Below are 17682 nucleotides of genomic sequence, written 5' to 3' on the forward strand. Positions count from 1 at the left end.
GTTCATTCCCGAATCTTATTTGAAACGATGCGTGAGCATCGCCGTCAAGTCACGGGATAGTGTATTTAGAATATGAATGACACGTGCGTAATCCATCCGCGTGGGTCCTAGAATACCGATCGAACCCAAAGCCTCACCGTCCAATGAATAGGAGGCTGTAATCAGGCTGCAGTTGGCAAAGGCTTCATGATCATTCTCAGTGCCGATTCGCACTTGAATACCAGATCCACCCGGCACGGGCATCATCAATTTCATGAGTGTTGGTGTCTCTTCCAGCAGGTCAAGAATATCTTTGACCTTTTCGATATCTTTAAACTCCGGTTGAGTCAACATATTGGTGGCACCACTGAGGAACAGACGATTATCGTGTTCGTTGTCAAAGGCACTGTTCAGCACTTGCATAACTTCCTCGTAACGTGTAATATGCCGTTCCATCTCTTGCCCAAGTTCAGTATAGAGACGGGATTTCAATTTGTAAATTGGCACACCAACCAGCTTGGTGTTCAACAGTCGAACCACTTTCTCCATCTCGGCTACCGAGATTTCTGGAGGAATCTGGACCGTCTTGTTCTCCACCTGACCGGTATTGGTCACAATGATTGCCACAGCTTCACTTTCGTTCAGCGGAAGCAATTGGAAGTGGCGAAGGGACGTATGGAATACTTCCGGTCCAAGCAGGATCGAAGTATAATTCGTCATATGTGACAAAATATTGGATGCATGTTGAATAACTTGTTCCATGACATTCAGCTTTTCGGCGAAGAACGACTTCAGATCGTCCAATTCCTGAGGCTCCACCTGATTCCAGGGAACCAAATGATCGACGTAATATCGATAGCCTTTATGAGAAGGAATGCGTCCTGCCGATGTATGCGGCTGTTCCAGGAAACCCATATCTTCAAGGTCCGCCATTTCATTACGGATCGTCGCCGGACTATATCCAACATCTCCCCTTTTGGAAATGCTCCGGGACCCTACGGGCTCAGCTGAACGGATATAGTCATCCACTATAGCGTTCAGAATCATTCGTTGACGCTCAGTTAACATGGTGAGTATTCCCTCCTTCTGACTGTACTGTCCCATGTCGTTAGCACTCCAGTTAGATGAGTGCTAAGCGGTAATACAAAAATACCAAACTGACGTGAACATTGTCAAGTGAGTTTGATGAGTGGGCTCATCTATTTATAGTATAGACCAATGTCGACAAGTCCTAACAACTTTAATGAACATACTTTGAAGTAAAAAAGGACTGCATGTAGGGCAGAGGCTGACTCGGCTCGATCCATGCAGTCCATTTAGTTGTTAGGCTGAAACGTTAAGCTCTTTTAATACCGCGATCTCATCACAACAATCCTGCTTGCTGCAATGAACACAGTCGGTCCATACTTTCTCAGGGAAAATCTCTTTTTCCACTACGGCAAAGCCGTTTTTGAGGAAGAAGGATACTTCATATGTCAACGCCATAACTTTAGGAATCTGTTGTTTCTCCGCTTCTTCTACCAGTCGATCCAGCAATCGGGAGCCAATACCGAGCCCTTTATGCCCTTCCGAGATACCGAGTGATCTGACTTCCACCAAATCATTCCCCAGACGACAAAGCGAGCCGCAGCCCACCACTTCACCATCAACTTCGGCTACAACAAAGTGCTCCAGCTGTCGGTGCAGTATTTCCCGTGATCGCGGAAGCATGATCCCACGCTCTGCATAGCCCTTAATCATTTCATACAGTGGTTCAACATCTTCCGGCACGGCTTTTCTGCATATTACCGACATCCTGCTCTCCTCCTATTACCAAGCTTTCCAGAGGAAAGCTGACTTCGTAGTTGTTAAATTAACACGCCCTGTAAAATCAATATGAATAAATATACAACAGAGCGTATAGAATTTCAAGCTATGAATTCAGCGATATGGACCCGATAAACTCCGCAAAAACGTCATTTCCGAACAGGATACCCTGCTCGCTCAGTCGGAAGCCGTCTGCCGTCCGCTCAAGCAACCCTGCGTTCAACATTTTGCCCAAAGGCTTCGCAAACACTTCTTCCATGGACTCTCCGAACTGTTCGCTAAAACGTGAGGCCGAAGCTCCCTCCAACATTCGCAGTCCAACCATCAGATAATCTTCCATGGCTTCCGGGAGAGCAATCTCAAAATGATCCAGACGAGGCAGCCCTGCTCGTGAAGCTTCAACATAAGGATTTATACCTTTAATATTCATATGCCGTTCGCGGCCCACATATCCATGTGCACCTGCACCCAGACCATAGTAGTCCTCATTACGCCAGTAGGTAATATTGTGACGACTCTCAAAGCCCGGCTTGGCAAAGTTACTGATCTCGTATTGTCCATAGCCTGCTTCTTTCATACGTCTCATTAATAGAAGATACATCTCCAGCTCATCATCTTCATGAGGAAGTGGTAACTGGTTCTTTTGATACAGTGTATGGAAGAGTGTATTCTCTTCCACTTTCAGGCTGTAGATGGAGTAATGTGGCAGATCCAGTTCCAGCGCTTTGTCGATACTCTCATTCAACATCTCTACGGTCTGGTTTGGCAACCCAAACATCAGGTCAATGGACAGGTTATTCAAGCCTGCTTTTCGAGCATTCTCCAAACTGCGATATACATCATCCGTATTATGAATACGGCCAATGCCTGTCAGCAGATCATTCTGAAAAGCCTGTACGCCAAAGCTGACACGGTTGACGCCGCCTTCTTTCATCGCAGCGAGTTTCTCCGCATCCGTTGTTCCCGGGTTGGCTTCCATCGAAAATTCAATATCGTCTGCCCAATTTGGGAAATACGTCTTCACGGAACGAAGAAATACTGCCATCTCATCCGGTTTCAGAGCTGTTGGCGTACCCCCACCTACAAATATGGTCTTGATCTCGCCCGGTGGATTGGCCTTAACTGTATGTTCCATCTCCCGTTCCAGCGCTTCGAGATATTGCATCACGGGCTGATCTTTCAGAACGTAGGAGTTAAAGTCGCAATAAAAACATTTATTCGTACAAAAGGGAATGTGAAGATACACCGCTTGGGGCGCACCTGTCTTCCGGCTGTGTGCTGCCAATGTCATGGCAAGTCCCCCTCTATTTGAAAAAAGGAAAGCCATCCGGCTTCCCTTTCAGCTTAGTTATTTAATATTCTGTGTTGTACCCACGTTTGCAAGCAAACGTCCTACAATTCAATTTCGATACACACATTATGTGATGTACCCGAAATTGAATTCTCCTTAATCTAATTTGAATACACACATTCTGTGTTGTACCTCAAAATAGATTGTTTAATCATCAATTTTCAGTACCGCCATGAATGCCTCTTGCGGCACCTCAACGTTACCAACCTGCTTCATCCGCTTCTTACCTTCCTTCTGCTTCTCAAGCAGTTTCCGTTTCCGCGAGATGTCACCACCATAACACTTGGCAAGTACGTTTTTACGCATTGCTTTTACCGTTTCACGAGCAACGACTTTGGTACCTACAGATGCCTGGATTGGCACCTCGAACATTTGCCGTGGAATCAGCTCACGCAGTTTCTCACAGACAATGCGTCCGCGGTTATAGGCACGGTCACGGTGAACGATGAAGGACAGAGCATCCACCTGTTCGCCATTGAGTACAATATCCATTTTCGCCAAATTGGACTGACGGTAACCGGACAGCTCATAATCCAGGGATGCATATCCTTTGGTACCGGATTTCAACTGGTCGAAGAAGTCATATACAATCTCGGACAGCGGAATCTCATAGGTAATGGTAACCCGAGTTGTGTCCAGATATTCCATATTCACATATTCACCGCGTTTAGTCTGACACAGCTCCATAATGGTACCTACATAATCATTCGGTACGATAATATCTGCCTTGACGTATGGTTCCTCGACGTAATCAATCCGGCCCACCTCAGGATAGTTGGATGGGTTGTCGATTTTCATCACTTCACCATTGGTTAAGGTGACGTGATAGATTACACTTGGTGCCGTTGTGATCAACGGAATGTTAAACTCCCGCTCAATCCGCTCCTGGATAACGTCCATGTGAAGCAGTCCAAGGAATCCGCAACGGAATCCAAAACCGAGTGCACTGGATGTCTCCGGTTCAAAGCTCAGAGACGCATCGTTCAACTGCAATTTCTCCAACGCTTCACGCAGATCAACATAGTCCGATGTTTCGATCGGATAGAGACCACAATACACCATTGGGTTAATTTTACGATAACCCGGCAAAGGTTCCGGTGTTGGATTTTTGGCATCCGTTACCGTATCCCCGACTTGTGTATCGCCAACATGCCGGATACCTGCAACGATAAATCCAACATCCCCGACGTTCAGCTCGTCCACGATGGTCATACGAGGTTTGAACGCTCCAACTTCAATGACTTCAAATGATTTCCCTGTTGCCATCATTTTGATTTTGGAACCGGATTTGATTTTGCCGTCAACAACACGCACATATACGATTACACCTTTGTACGGGTCGTAGTGCGAGTCAAAAATCAGCGCTTTCAAAGGCTGGTCAGGATCACCAGTTGGTGCCGGAACACTTTTCACCACTTGCTCCAAAATTTCTTTGATTCCGATTCCTGATTTGGCCGAAGCCAAAACCGCATTACTTGTGTCCAAACCAATAACATCTTCCACTTCCTGCTTCACCCGTTCAGGATCAGCGCTCGGAAGGTCAATTTTGTTGATAACCGGTAAAATTTCAAGATTGTTATCCAATGCCAGATACACGTTGGCAAGTGTTTGGGCTTCAATTCCCTGAGCCGCATCCACAACCAGCAGAGCACCTTCACATGCAGCAAGACTGCGTGATACTTCATACGTGAAGTCTACGTGTCCCGGTGTATCAATCAGATTCAATAAATACTCTTCACCATCATCCGCTTTGTAAGTCAAGGCTACTGCTTGTAGCTTGATCGTTATTCCACGTTCACGTTCAAGGTCCATCTTATCCAGAACTTGTTCCTGCATTTCACGTGAAGTGAGCGCACCTGTGTGCTCCAAGATCCGGTCCGCAAGTGTTGATTTGCCGTGATCTATATGTGCAATAATAGAAAAGTTACGAATTTTACGTTGTCTTGCCCGAATGTCAGTCATTCCTTACCCCCAGAAACAGCCTAGTGTCAATCACTTCATTATAACAGTTGAAGCACAGTGCATCAATCCCGTGATGTCTCAACTTTATAATAAAGTGTCATCATGCACTCCCGGAGGTTATATTGTACCTTAAAATTATGGTATTTTATTCAGCGACGCCGCTAAAAAGAGAGACCACCCACTTGATTCCACTGTGTGAGAGATTTTGCAATAGTCCAGCCGTTTTGTCTGCCAACACATCAACCGGAGCCTTATTTTGATCTGCCCCAAGCACTTGGCTTGGTGACTGAACAGGTACAAATGGTGGTTCTTTAATTTCCTTTTGGACAGGAGCAGTCGGAACAGATTCGGTCACCGATGAAGTTGGCTCAGTTGTCACAACGGTTGACGTGCCTCCTGAGGGATTGCCCATATGAAAGTTGCTGCCAGCCAGCTGCATTCCAAACAGAACACCCAGCAACATTAATACAGCGATGGATAACAGTCTTTTACCGAATCTGGACATGTGCATTGCCTCCTGTCACTCTCTACTATTTTTCCTTCTAACATATATGGTTTCTACCCACCCTGCGACGAGGTTTCCACACTGGCTTTGTCCACCTTCTGATCTTCCCAATACACTTGAGAAATCATGTCTGCGAGAATCTTTGATGTCCGTTGGAGCTCAGCTCCTGTATTGTCGATACCACCAATCTCAATCAAAATGCTGTTAGGTGAGAGGGTTTGGTTATACTCTCCATTGTTGGCTCCTCCGCCATCCTTGCCCCACACACCACGGGATACCCCAGGATACTTGGCTTCCAGTTTCTTATGAATTTTCGCTGCAAAGGCTTCATTCTGCCGCCAATTTGGATTTTCATGTCCAATAATGAAATATACTTTGGCGTAGCCCAAGTCATTAATAGTTGTTGTTGTTTTGCCATGACGCTGTGAATCGCGATGAATGTCTATGAGATACGTCAGATCATCATTTTGGGCGAGTGCCGCTTTTACCGTTTGACGGGAGTATTTATAGGAATAGTTCCAGTTATAGTCCTTTACTTTGGTGGGGTAATCATCCTTGGCGTGTTCTACGCCGATTCCCAGCTTCTCCAGACTGTCTGAGAGGTAGGTTCCCACTTGAAACACATTACCTGTTGATTTGCCTGATGATGGATTATCACTTTTCGTACCAAGCAGTGGATTATAGCCTTCCCGTGGATGGGAATGATAGATAAGAATTGACTTTTTGCCTGTTGTCGGTGAGCCTGAATTGTCTTTCTCGCCATTCTTCGCTGGGGGATCTTCTTTACCTTCTCCATCTCCAGGCTCAGTCGACTCAGGTGGATCCGTATTGTCCTGGCCTGGTGGAACATGCAGCTCACTACCGGGTTTCCCTCCACCTGCGGAAGCTGTATCCGTAAGACCGGGACCGGGCTGATAATCTTCGGGAGCCTCGGCTTTTTCGTTACCCGATCCAGGACGGAGCAGAACAGGTTGGTTGGAACCCATGCCCGGCATTTCTCTCGCAATCAGGCTCTTCGGATCTTGTGGATTTACATTTGTTAGTAATTGGAAAACAAAAGAGGTGAGATTCTCACCAGATATGGCAGAGGTCTGTTCCTTCTGGGTGAGATGAGGCATCTCCATACCGAGCATATCGACGAAAAAGCGGCTTGACACGGCACTTGCAAATCCTTTCATGGAAGAAACGGGTGAATTATTCAAGCGTTTCTCTGCCATGCCCCCCAGACCCAGTACGACAAAAAACAAGGCAGATATGATCATAAGCAACAACAACGTACGGCCCATGGCCAGCACGTGCAGACATCTTTTTTTCCATTTCCCAATATTCCAGGCCAATATCTTGTTCATTCTGCTGTCTCCTTCCCTGCTGGACAACTCTTATACTTCAACTCTATGAGCCGGTCCAATTTGATAGAACAGGAAAATGAAAGATTCCAGAAACAAAAAAAGAAAGTCCGATAGATTCGGACCTTCTTCTCAGCAGTTTTAAGTTTTAATGTGTATAAGCGGCTACGTTATCTGGATTCACGGCATCATGGAGCGCGGCGTTAAGTCCTGAAGCGATAACATTGGCAATTCCCTCAATAAACTCATCGATTTCCTTTGGGGTCACAATGAGGTCATGACCTAGTGGCTCCAGTACCTCTTTCACCAGACTCAAGCGATCTTGTTCACCGATGTCGTCCAGCATGCCCATGATCTGTTTGGTCTGATCCGTTTCCTGGCGAAAGTGTGAGCTCATCATCTCAATCACATTATTCACGATGGTGGACGCATAACATACGGTTGGTACTCCGATGGCGATGCAAGGCACACCTAATATCTCACGAGTCAGGCCACGCCGTTTGTTTCCAATACCGGAACCCGGGTGAATACCAATGTCCGCGACCTGAATCGTTGTATTTACACGTTCCAAGGAACGGGAGGCCAGCGCATCAATCGCAATAATGGCATCCGGCTTGGTCCGGTCTACAATCCCCTGTACGATGTCACTGGATTCAATGCCTGTTGTACCTAATACACCGGGAGCAATCGCGCTGACTTCCCGATACCCTGGCGCAACTTGATCTGGCACCAATTCGAAATACTGACGGGTTACCATCAGATTTTCCACAACAAGTGGTCCGAGTGAATCCGGGGTGACATTTAAGTTACCCAGGCCAACAATCAAGACCTTGGATGTTTTGTTGATTCCGGCCTTAACCATAAAATCTTCCATTTCACGGGTGAACTCGGCAGCAACTCGCTCCTGTAACTCGGTATCACCATTCCGTAGTGAAGGTACTTCCAAGGTGACATAGTGACCTTTCACCCGTCCAATCGCTTTGGCTGCTTCTTCATTCAGGACATCAATACGTGTAATCGTAATACCCTCTTTTTTCTCTACATCTTCCCGTAGTCCGGGAATCGTCTGTTTCTGTCCACCTTGCGCCATTTCCTTGGAGTCGATTGCCAAATCGGTACGAACTGTATAGTTTTGCAAATCCAGTGTCATTCTGTCCCTGCCTCCCTTACCGCATTTGAGCATATTGTGTGGGAAAAAGAGTTTCTTTATACAGCATGTCGAACATCGTAGGAATATCTGTTGCATTTTACATGCTAGCGTGATAGAATATTTTAAGTTGTGAAACGTTTGTATTCATGCAAATGCCTTACAGGAGGTGAATGTAATGCCAAACATCAAATCCGCTGTTAAACGCGTAAAAACGAGCGACAAGCGCCGCGCACTCAACGCTTCCCAGAAGTCTGCACTCCGTACAGCTGTTAAAGCTGCTGATGCTGCTCTGGTAAGTAACGAAGTTGATACTGCAAAAGCTGCGATTCAAGCTGCTTCCAAAAAGCTGGACAAGGCTGTAACTAAAGGTCTGGTTCATAAAAATGCTGCAGCACGCAAAAAGTCTCGCTTGGCGAAAAAACTGAACGCTCTTTCCGCACAAGCGTAAGAAGCGTTACTTATACGATCCAATGGAAAAATCCTGAACAGCATAGGCTTTCAGGATTTTTTAGTATCTGATTCGATAAGTATAAGACACAAACAAAAGCGACCTTTATTCCGATGATTTAACCATCATGGAGCAAAGGTCGCTTTGTTTGTTATTCACACTAGTAATCTATTACGTTTACGTATTCATTCACGCACCAAGTCTCAATAAGAACAGCTCCAGACCAAGCACTTTATCCACCGCTCCTGTTTTCATCTGGTAATCCAATTCGCTGAGGTGACTCAGAATCATTCTTAGACGTTCCGGCTGAAATTTACGGGCTTGCTCACCCGCAATCTTAACAGCATACGGATGCAGCCCAAGCTGACTGGCAATCTGCTGCTGGGAGTAACTTTGTTGGCCCAACTCTTTCACCTGGATCATGATCCGAAACTGGCGTGCGATTAATGCCGCAATTTTAATCGGTTCTTCCCGCTGCTTCAGCAACTCATAGAAAAGAGCCAACGCTTTCTCCAGTCGCAAATTAGCAAGTTCCTCCACCAGTGAAAATACATTTTGCTCTGTACTACGGGCAACCAGTGACTCGATATCAGCACGCTTGATTGTCCCCCCATTACCCGCAAACAAACATAACTTGTCTACTTCAGCAGACAGGGTCTGAAGACCTGTTCCTGCATAGCTGATCAACGTTTCCGCCGCTCCCGTCTCCAAGGAAACATCCCGCTGCTTCGCAAGTTTCACTATCCAATTCAATAACTCTTCTCCACTGAGTGGAGCAAAAGCAAGAACTACTGCCTGTTTCTTGACAGCTTTCACCAGTTTCTTACGCTCATCCAGCTTATCCCCTTGGGCCAGGAAAACAATCGTACTGTAATCTGCCGGATTCTCCATATATGTAAGCAGACGATCAACCTGATGTTCAATCTTGGATTCTTTACCTGCGGTGAACAAGCTCGCGTCTCTTACAATTATTAATTTGCGTGGAACCAGAAAAGGTACAGTCTCTGCTTCTTCAATAACGACCTCCACAGCCGTTTCAGACAAATCATATGGAATAATCGCAAAATCACGATGTTCTTCTTCAATAACCTGTTCTTTTAACATATCCGTAAATTGCTGTATCTGGTACTTCTCCGTTCCGTACAGCACATAGATCGGTGCCGTTTCTCCATTACGTATTGCCTTTGTTGCACTTTTTACATCCATTCACGGCGCCTCCTTATCCCTCTTATCCTACCAGAAAAAACGCAAGACAACAAAGGGACCTTACATCCAGTTATGGATGAAGGTCCCCTGTCCTACATCTATATAAACGCTGACACCAGCAGTTCTAGAAAAAGCCGGTGCGCGGTCATACGACGTCAGTTGTTTGAACTGAGATAGGACGTTTTGTTACTTCCACTATATGCTTGTCATACTGAAAATGTTCTTTCGTTTAGAGGAGCGCACTCCCCATTTTTAATTATTTCGCAGGAGCTCCACCTGAAACAGCAGGTACATTAAACGAGTTCTTCGCTGTTGTTCCGTCCTTGTCCGTTTCGTAATTAAATAGGGTACCATCCTTCGACCAACTCGCTGACTTCAGTGTCCCCTCTATGCTGCGTTGTTCAACCAAATTTAGAACATCCGGTTCGTCGGCAGGTTTGGAGTATATGCTGATTTGATCACCAATAAGCATAACTACATAAGAGCCGTCAGGTGATTTCCATTCTTTCGGTGCTGCTGTTGTAGCCATTCCCTGATCCGGTCCTGCTGCGAATCCTTTGTTTCCTCCAGAAGCGTCTGCACCTGCACTGGAATCAGGTACAGTGTTACCTTCAACCGGAGCATCTTCAGTCATATTAGGTGTTGTATCCTGAGAAGTGAAGGATTGCGCATCTCCATTTTCTGTTTCTGTTACTCCACTCTCTTCCCCATCTGCAGAAGATTTAGGAGAATCTCCTGATCCCTGAATTCTCTGCTCAGAATCTTGGTTTTGAGCAGGATTCTTCTGATTATCGGTCGAAGGAGTTCTGGACGAATTATCCTGCGGTCCTTTATTCGGAGCAGGCGTTGATTCAGTAGCCGGTTGTTGAGGTGTCGGATCTGACTGAACTTCAGGCTCCTGTACCTCATCTCCACCGTTCTCTTCAGGCATTGTTTCTACGTCTTGGTTATCTGGTTTAGTTGGTGAAACATTCGATTGATCCACAAACACATCGTTGCTACTTGGTTGGGACGAAGTGGCAGGATCATAATTTTCAATATTCTTGCTTAATGGATTTTCATCCACATTGCCGCTCTCTTGAGAAGCTCCAGAGCTCATCAACATGGAATCGGCATTCTCAATCTGTTCAGGCTGATATCCCCAGATGGCGAATCCCAATACAACTGCCGCAGCCGCTGCACCCACCGACATACGTCCTGCCATCGAGTTAAGCCATTTTTGCTTCGTTTTCCGCTCACTTGAACGTTGTAGATTCTCAAATGCAGCGGGGACAGGATTCATTTCCTGTATGGTGCTACTTTGTTCCTTCCACGCTTCGTCAATAGCATCAAGCTGTGGCATAATCGCATCAACCAGACTAAATTTCGGGCTTACTTGCGGTAATTCTTCCAGTTCTCTGGAAAGAGCTCTGAGTAAACTAAAATTCTCGGCGCACTCCGGACACTTCGCCACATGCTGTAGCATCTGAGCGGTTTCCGCCTCGCCCAGATCATGATCCAGATAGCGGTGCATCCATTCCACCACCTCTTCGCATTTCATCCTGTCACACCACCTTTCTGATATTCCTGTAGTAGATTCTGTAATTGCTGTCTGGCTCTAAATAAATAAGATTTCACCGTATTCAACGGAAGATCGAGACAATCCGCAATTTCATTGTAGGATAAGTCCTGCAAATATCTTAGAACAATAACGATACGATGATGCTCGGGAAGCTTGTTGATCGCATCCTGAATGTCTTGGGCCACATATGTAGACATGACCTCGTACTCCACATCCTGATTATCCTGAAAAACCATGTCATGTTCGTCAATGGAGACAGACGGCTTGGTTCTTCTGAATTTATCAATACAGATGTTTGTGACGATGCGTTGTACCCATGTTTTGAATTGGGCCTTTTCTTCGTATGAATTGATTTTGGTGTAAATTCGGATCAACGCTTCCTGCGCAGCATCCAAAGCGTCCTGTTCATTATTTAGAATGTAATATGCGGTCCGATAGACATGTTGTTCAATCTCCCGCAATAGGGTAATTAGAGCGTCGCGATCGCCCGATTGAGCGGCTCTGATGAGTTCCGGCTCTACCACAAAGGATCCCCCTCTCCCTGCAACCTTACAGACGTGATCATCAATAAAATTGTTGCAAAGTTAAGTTTTTTTTTAATTTGCCATAACAAAATAACGGCGTATGTATTAGGGCCGCTGAAATCTTCTCTTAGAATAACAGAAATTGCATAACGAGTCACCAAACGTATCCAAAAGGGATTCCATTACTTACACGACTCAATTCAAATGCAATGGCATACATTATAGATAAGCACTTTTTTGGGTCCTAAAATAAAAAAAAGTCGAAATTTGTCCAAATTTAAGCTGTTTTTAATGCAATTTTCATGAAAATAGTGTATTGTAAATTTACATTCATAAACACGAGGTGATGAGCATGCCAGCTCTTGCGAAAATTCAAGCTTTAAAAGAACAAATGCCCAAAGAATATCAAAGTATTTCCCACTTTGTGGAACATGCATTGGACTCCATTGATACTCTGGTTGAGGAACATCGGAAGTACGTAGCTGCACAGGCATTATACGGCGATAAAATCGTTGGAACGGAAGAACGCTTGTACAGAGAAACCGTACTTGATGTGAGAGCACAACTGTTGATGACTCTTGAGAAAACGGTAGAAGATCTGTTGCACAAGGGCGATAAACACTGGAACAAACACTTTAAGGATGGCGTAGAATAGTTCTTATATTTCTTCTACATTTTGAAAAAATGGCCCGTTTTCCGATATTCTCCCTCGTGGAGTGTAACGGAAGCGGGCTTTTTTTGTGCTGTGCTGTAACCTGCAATCAAATGAAGCGATTAATTGGTATATTCATCAGTAAATCGCCATCAGTTTGCCATTGAGAAACCCTAAAGCTCTTATGCCTGCGGAGCTGGCATACACCCAAACCTCGATTTTGCCTTTTGAACTCGTTTCATACGTAATGCTCGATGGATCTCCCCATGCAAGGCGCACCTGAGTTATGTTCATTCCTAAAGCTACTTCTCCAGCAATGATTTTATTCCAAGTGGACTTGGACCAATTGTATTTCTTATACGGATCAGAAGAGAAGAATTGGTTGGAATCGGCAAGCATCTCCGTCACACTGGAAGGTGCACCTCCTGCGTAGGCAGAAACGGTTTTTCCTTTTGCATTACGGAAGATAATAGAGTAACTTCGATCACCGTATTTAATCTTCTCAATTTTGATATCTGATATGGTCACTTTGGTATCTCTAGCCCTTCCTCAAGGCGGGCCTAACTATTATTCGGTAAAAACAACCATAATCCTGCAACAAAAATCACCTAACAATAATAAAACCGCAACTAAAACCATACATTTACATAACTCCAACAAACCAAATACAAATGATTGCATTTAATAATCTAAAATAGAAAACATATTACAAACGAAATAGGGCGTGCAACCGTAACAAACATCTAAATGGATATGCGGGAGACTAGATGAATCTAAAAATATTTTTCAAATACTTCCTGGGATTCTTTCTACTCAGTAGTGCTTTATTCATTGCATTTAATATGATAATAGGGCATAAAAGTTGGGATCAAATTGATCACATACTCAACTTATTCAGCGCAACTATAATTAGCTTGCCGATTAGTATCTCAAAAGCAAGAGAGTAATTCCTTCCTAGTCAACTTCCCTAAGAGACAGCCAAAGTATCCTTATAGCGCATAACGATTGAAATGTGTTATTATCATGCAATTCAAAAAAAGTCGTTCGCAGCGGAACGACTTTTTTTCTGTTAGTGGTCAATCATGTACTACTTTCTCAATGTTGCTCACTCATTCTTTCTCAGCCTGTGTATGTTAAAATATAGTATCCCTAAGTCTATCAGTTGTTGAATATTGTTATTCAAGATGGAGGTTAATACTCATAATGACAAAAAACCATAGAATTAAAATCCCCCGCGGAAAAATACTTGCAGCTGTATTAACTGCAGTGTTCATTTCACTTGCAATGGGGATATATCACTATGTCCCTATAGATGAAAGATTAGAGAATACTTACTATTATTCATTCGGGTATAAATTTGCAGTTGGATTATTGATTAACCTCGCTATTTTACTTTTCTTACTTACGCCCCTTTCTATATTGGTGGATGGATTACTTTTATGCAGAAAAAAAGATAATACGTATATGAGATTGCTCGTTGCTATTGCCGCATATGTTCTATTAGGCTTCACAGGTGGGGTCACCTACTCGATATTTACACGTAACTTCAATACTTTTTCTGCTCAAACTATCCACATTGTGGTATGTTCTCTTGTCTTTTTAACCTTACAGTTGGTATTAAATCGGAGTTTTCTTCACTCTTCTACTCACCGATAAATAGATCGTGTGCCGTCACTCAACTCCAAACAACTTGTACCTAATATCAATCTTCCCATCCTTTACTCTAATCTGGACCTCACCCATCTGATCTGTCCGATAAATATCTGACCCGGTAGCTTCCAGACGTTCCATGACTCCCGGATTGGGATGCCCATATGTATTGTTAACTCCTGCAGATATCACAGCGGTTTTGGCGTTCCAGTATTGGAGCCAGGCTTCGGTGGACGACGTTTTACTACCATGATGAGCGACCTTTAGAACGTCAATGGATACAGACGCCTCCGCTGAAGCATCATTTGAATCAACCTGCAACGGGCGTGTAAGTACCCTTTGTACGACCCCCTCTGTAACTCCAAGATCTGCACCTTTCTGTTCAAACTGGGCAGCTAGCGATCCATCCTGAATCATATAGAGCAGGTCCTGCTCGGCTGCTGCATCCATATCTCCGGTGAACAACATGGAAGCCCCCGCCATTTCCAGCAAAAAGACAACGGAATCATGATTCTGGTGTTCAGATACAGGTAAATTGCCCGATACATTTACATCCATATGTGCCAGATCCGGAGCTATAAAATGTAAACTCGTCTCTTTATCAGCCTTATAGGACATGCCCTGCTGAATGGCGTACAGAGGAATTTTCCGTTCCATGGCTGTGTCCAGTAATTTATCAAAGTTTTCTTTACCGCTGGTCGTGCCATTAAACATGAAACGTTTAACCGGAATCTGTTCCAGCACAGCCTGTAGTCCTCCGGCATGATCCTGATCGGCATGCGTTACAATGACAGCGTCCAGTTGATGGATACCTCTCTTTTTCAATAGAGGAACAACGACCTTGGCTCCCACCTCATACGGATCACGCCTTGTTTTCCAAGATTGTTCGTTGTTCCCAAAACTAACTGTTCCCCCGCCATCCACCAGAATGTGTTTGCCTTCCGGGGTTGTAATCAATGTGCTGTCCCCTTGTCCAATATCCAAAAACTGCACGATGCCGGTTCCAGCAGGCTTGGGAGTCTGATATGCCCACCACAATCCAGCAATAAAGCTGATTGCGAGCAACCCGCACAACCATTGCTGAGCTTTACTCATTCGTTCATGTGCATAATATCCTGCACCTCGCGCGGTAAATGCACTTGTATACTCCGGCCAGGCAATGCTGGCTCCTAATGTCGTTAATGAAGTTTCTTTTCCATCTACACGGTTCTTACCTTGATCCTGTACCACGGTAGACATCCAAGAGCGAATGCCCATATTCGCCATTGAAACTGAAGGTTGTCCCCTCACAAGAGGAGCCGTCTCTTCCTCAACAAACGCTGTTTCTTGCTTCTCACCATTGCCACGATGCAACAGGTAGAGTAAGGCATACAACACAGCATAATATGCGGCAATCCATAACAAGGGCGGTGTTGCCCAGATCAATACAAAACCTGGCAGGCTGTTCAACCACTCCACGCTTACAAATGTCAGTTGATTCAGTTGCATCGCGATCCATGCGAGGGGTTTCGCCAAGGGAACCCATATAAACGACAATAACATGGCGACCGTCCCCAGAGGTAATACAATGGCACTGATCAAAGAAACCAGCAGAAAGTTGGCCACAAATGAGAGTAATGAGAACTGATTGAAATACAGAATGGTTACTGGGAACGAAATCAGCTGAGCGGTCACTGTAACGGATGCCGTTGCAGCCAGAGATTTCGGCCAGCTGCTGAACAGCCGGTTAATCAATGGCATGTAGATCATCAAACCTGCGGTCACGAGAAAGGATAACTGGAAGCTCACGCTTAGCAAAAAGTACGGGTCCCACCACATCATCAGCAACGCTGCTGCACTGATCATCTGAAGACCATCTCTGGCGAGGCCACGGCGTGCCATGTACAACCCAATCATGGACATCATTCCTGCCCGAATCACTGAAGGTGAACCTCCGGATAACAGTACATAAGCTGGCACCAGGATCAGAACAATCGTGAGTGCCGTCTCTCTGGTAAGCCTTAGCCAGGATAAAATAAGGAGAAGAGAAGCTACATATACAGCGACATGGGTCCCGGATATTGCCAGGATATGCGTTAGACCCAGTTGAGAAAACTGACCATAGGTACCAGGATCGATATCAGTAGCCATCCCGATAATAAGCCCCTTCATATATCCTGCATGAGGCTCTGGAAATAACTGCTCAACCGCCGAGCCCAACTTATGCCTAGTCCAATCTGTCCACCGTAGTATGTTATATTGTCCAAGTCCCTCAGGAGCAACTGCTGTTACCGAACTGGCTCCCTTCACTTTGAACAACCAGTGGATATGCAGGGTTCGCAAATAACTGCGATAATCAAATCCGCCAAAGTTTCTTGCTTCGCCAGGAAGGGCAAAAGAGCCATTAAGTGCGATTTCATCGCCCCTCTTCCAGCCCGCTGCTACCTGTTGTTCTTCCTCCTCCAACAGTCTGACTTGTACGATCAATTGTTCATTTATATTGAATGCAGATGATGATGCGAGATCTGTATCTGCTGACGAATCCAATGTTGGCAATATTGAAGACATCTGTATCTTAAAGTCAGCCCGATCTCCATCAATACGTACACCTGACACCAGCTCACCCTTAATTTCGGCTGCCAAACCGTCCAATTCTTTAGCAGAGATGTGAGTAGTCTTGGACAGACTGCTATGATTGCGTGCATCATTCCACTCCCAATGTGCAGCGCCTCCAATAAAGGCAACAAGTAAAAATAAAACAGACCATCCACGCACATTAATAAAATGAAGTAAAAGTGGCAGACATGCCAGAGCTCCAATTACCCCCCAGATTAACGTCCAGCCTGTTAACGCGCATGCTATCCCACTCCCGCACAACCAACAAATCGTAAAACTTAATAACGGTCTGCCTTTCATTTCTACCCCTCCCTCATTTCACCCGTTGAACGCAGAAAAACCCCCGAAAAGCCAATTCAGGCTTGCCGGAGGTTCTCCCTCACGTATTCGACCATATTCACATTAATTGCTCACAGTCATCATCGTTTCCCGCGGGGGCTGGTAATTCTCCAGCCTGCGGAACGTTATGCCCTTCTGGTCCATCATATTGGTAACCTTGCCGGTATCTTTAGGATAAGAACGATGAAACACGATTTCTGTAATCCCGCTATTCGCCAGCATATTGGCACATGTCCAGCACGGCTCGTCGGTCACGTACACGGACGAGCCTTCGCGGTCGATTCGATCTGTGAATAAAAGCAAATTTTGCTCCGCATGGATTGTGCGAATGCATCGTTGCTTTTTCACCATTTCTTCTTGCCCATCGGTCACGACCAACTCATACTCCTCCGATATCATGCAACCTGCTTCAGAACAATCCGGGACGCCGGTGGGTGCACCATTATAGGCTGTTCCCAGCAGTTTCTTTCCCTGAACAAGAACGGCACCCACATGACGACGCGAACAGCGGGAACGGGTGGAAACCATATACGCGATGTCCATAAAATACGTATCCCAGTCCTTGCGTACCTCTGTACTCATGCTGCTTTCCTCCCGCTTAACACAAT

At 45.2% G+C, this 17682-nt stretch carries 16 protein-coding genes; 3 read left to right on the forward strand and 13 right to left on the reverse strand.

What is annotated here, in order from left to right:
- Positions 1 to 15: 15 nt before the first annotated feature.
- From hrcA to gpr, 7 genes are all read right to left on the reverse strand, one after another.
- Positions 16 to 1047, reverse strand: a complete 1032-nt coding sequence (gene hrcA, locus MHB43_RS23005; RefSeq protein ID WP_076211670.1) for a heat-inducible transcriptional repressor HrcA — start codon at positions 1045 to 1047, stop codon at positions 16 to 18.
- Between the two features lie 255 nt (positions 1048 to 1302).
- Complete coding sequence (locus tag MHB43_RS23010; protein ID WP_017687214.1) at positions 1303 to 1773, reverse strand: N-acetyltransferase; 471 nt, start codon at positions 1771 to 1773, stop codon at positions 1303 to 1305.
- 118 nt (positions 1774 to 1891) lie between these two features.
- A complete protein-coding gene (gene hemW, locus MHB43_RS23015) occupies positions 1892 to 3076 on the reverse strand; it encodes a radical SAM family heme chaperone HemW (RefSeq protein WP_339178085.1) in 1185 nt (394 codons plus the stop codon).
- Positions 3077 to 3283: 207 nt separating this feature from the next.
- Entirely contained in the window at positions 3284 to 5098 is a 1815-nt protein-coding gene (lepA, locus tag MHB43_RS23020) for a translation elongation factor 4 (protein WP_036615097.1), read from the reverse strand.
- Positions 5099 to 5243: 145 nt separating this feature from the next.
- Entirely contained in the window at positions 5244 to 5603 is a 360-nt protein-coding gene (locus tag MHB43_RS23025) for a hypothetical protein (protein ID WP_076211674.1), read from the reverse strand.
- Positions 5604 to 5656: 53 nt separating this feature from the next.
- Positions 5657 to 6952: a stage II sporulation protein P gene (locus MHB43_RS23030; protein ID WP_076211676.1), complete on the reverse strand. Its 1296-nt coding sequence runs from the start codon at positions 6950 to 6952 to the stop codon at positions 5657 to 5659.
- 145 nt (positions 6953 to 7097) lie between these two features.
- A complete protein-coding gene (gene gpr / locus MHB43_RS23035; RefSeq protein ID WP_221821961.1) occupies positions 7098 to 8099 on the reverse strand; it encodes a GPR endopeptidase in 1002 nt (333 codons plus the stop codon).
- 175 nt (positions 8100 to 8274) lie between these two features.
- Here gpr and rpsT point away from each other — a divergent pair, with 175 nt between their 5' ends.
- A complete protein-coding gene (rpsT, locus tag MHB43_RS23040) occupies positions 8275 to 8547 on the forward strand; it encodes a 30S ribosomal protein S20 (RefSeq protein WP_024628504.1) in 273 nt (90 codons plus the stop codon).
- Positions 8548 to 8736: 189 nt separating this feature from the next.
- On the opposite strand, the gene holA is transcribed toward rpsT, so the two are convergent.
- The 3 genes from holA to MHB43_RS23055 all read right to left on the reverse strand — a co-directional run bounded on the left by holA (position 8737) and on the right by MHB43_RS23055 (position 11838).
- A complete protein-coding gene (gene holA / locus MHB43_RS23045; protein WP_036668560.1) occupies positions 8737 to 9753 on the reverse strand; it encodes a DNA polymerase III subunit delta in 1017 nt (338 codons plus the stop codon).
- A gap of 256 nt (positions 9754 to 10009) precedes the next feature.
- On the reverse strand, positions 10010 to 11293 hold the full coding sequence (locus tag MHB43_RS23050; RefSeq protein ID WP_339178088.1) for a zf-HC2 domain-containing protein: 1284 nt from the start codon (positions 11291 to 11293) through the stop codon (positions 10010 to 10012).
- The gene (locus tag MHB43_RS23055; RefSeq protein ID WP_339178090.1) at positions 11290 to 11838 is read right to left on the reverse strand and encodes a sigma-70 family RNA polymerase sigma factor; all 549 of its coding nucleotides are present in this window, start codon (positions 11836 to 11838) and stop codon (positions 11290 to 11292) included. The genes MHB43_RS23050 and MHB43_RS23055 overlap by 4 nt, the downstream gene beginning before the upstream one ends.
- Positions 11839 to 12190: 352 nt before the next feature.
- On the opposite strand from MHB43_RS23055, the gene MHB43_RS23060 reads away from it, so the two are divergent.
- Positions 12191 to 12493 (forward strand): hypothetical protein, encoded by a 303-nt coding sequence (locus tag MHB43_RS23060; RefSeq protein WP_221821956.1) that lies wholly within the window; start codon positions 12191 to 12193, stop codon positions 12491 to 12493.
- 135 nt (positions 12494 to 12628) lie between these two features.
- On the opposite strand, the gene MHB43_RS23065 is transcribed toward MHB43_RS23060, so the two are convergent.
- Positions 12629 to 13018, reverse strand: coding sequence for a hypothetical protein (locus tag MHB43_RS23065; protein WP_339178092.1), 390 nt, complete (start codon positions 13016 to 13018; stop codon positions 12629 to 12631).
- A 675-nt stretch (positions 13019 to 13693) separates the two neighbouring features.
- Between MHB43_RS23065 and MHB43_RS23070 the strand changes: the two genes are divergently transcribed.
- Positions 13694 to 14146 (forward strand): hypothetical protein, encoded by a 453-nt coding sequence (locus tag MHB43_RS23070; protein WP_339178095.1) that lies wholly within the window; start codon positions 13694 to 13696, stop codon positions 14144 to 14146.
- A 15-nt stretch (positions 14147 to 14161) separates the two neighbouring features.
- Here MHB43_RS23070 and MHB43_RS23075 read toward each other — a convergent pair whose 3' ends face one another.
- On the reverse strand, positions 14162 to 17035 hold the full coding sequence (locus tag MHB43_RS23075) for a ComEC/Rec2 family competence protein (RefSeq protein ID WP_405130483.1): 2874 nt from the start codon (positions 17033 to 17035) through the stop codon (positions 14162 to 14164).
- Between the two features lie 102 nt (positions 17036 to 17137).
- Positions 17138 to 17656: a cytidine/deoxycytidylate deaminase family protein gene (locus tag MHB43_RS23080; RefSeq protein WP_339178100.1), complete on the reverse strand. Its 519-nt coding sequence runs from the start codon at positions 17654 to 17656 to the stop codon at positions 17138 to 17140.
- Between the last annotated feature and the right edge of the window lie 26 nt (positions 17657 to 17682).

This window comes from Paenibacillus sp. FSL H8-0317, assembly GCF_045040685.1.
Lineage (GTDB): Bacteria > Bacillota > Bacilli > Paenibacillales > Paenibacillaceae > Paenibacillus.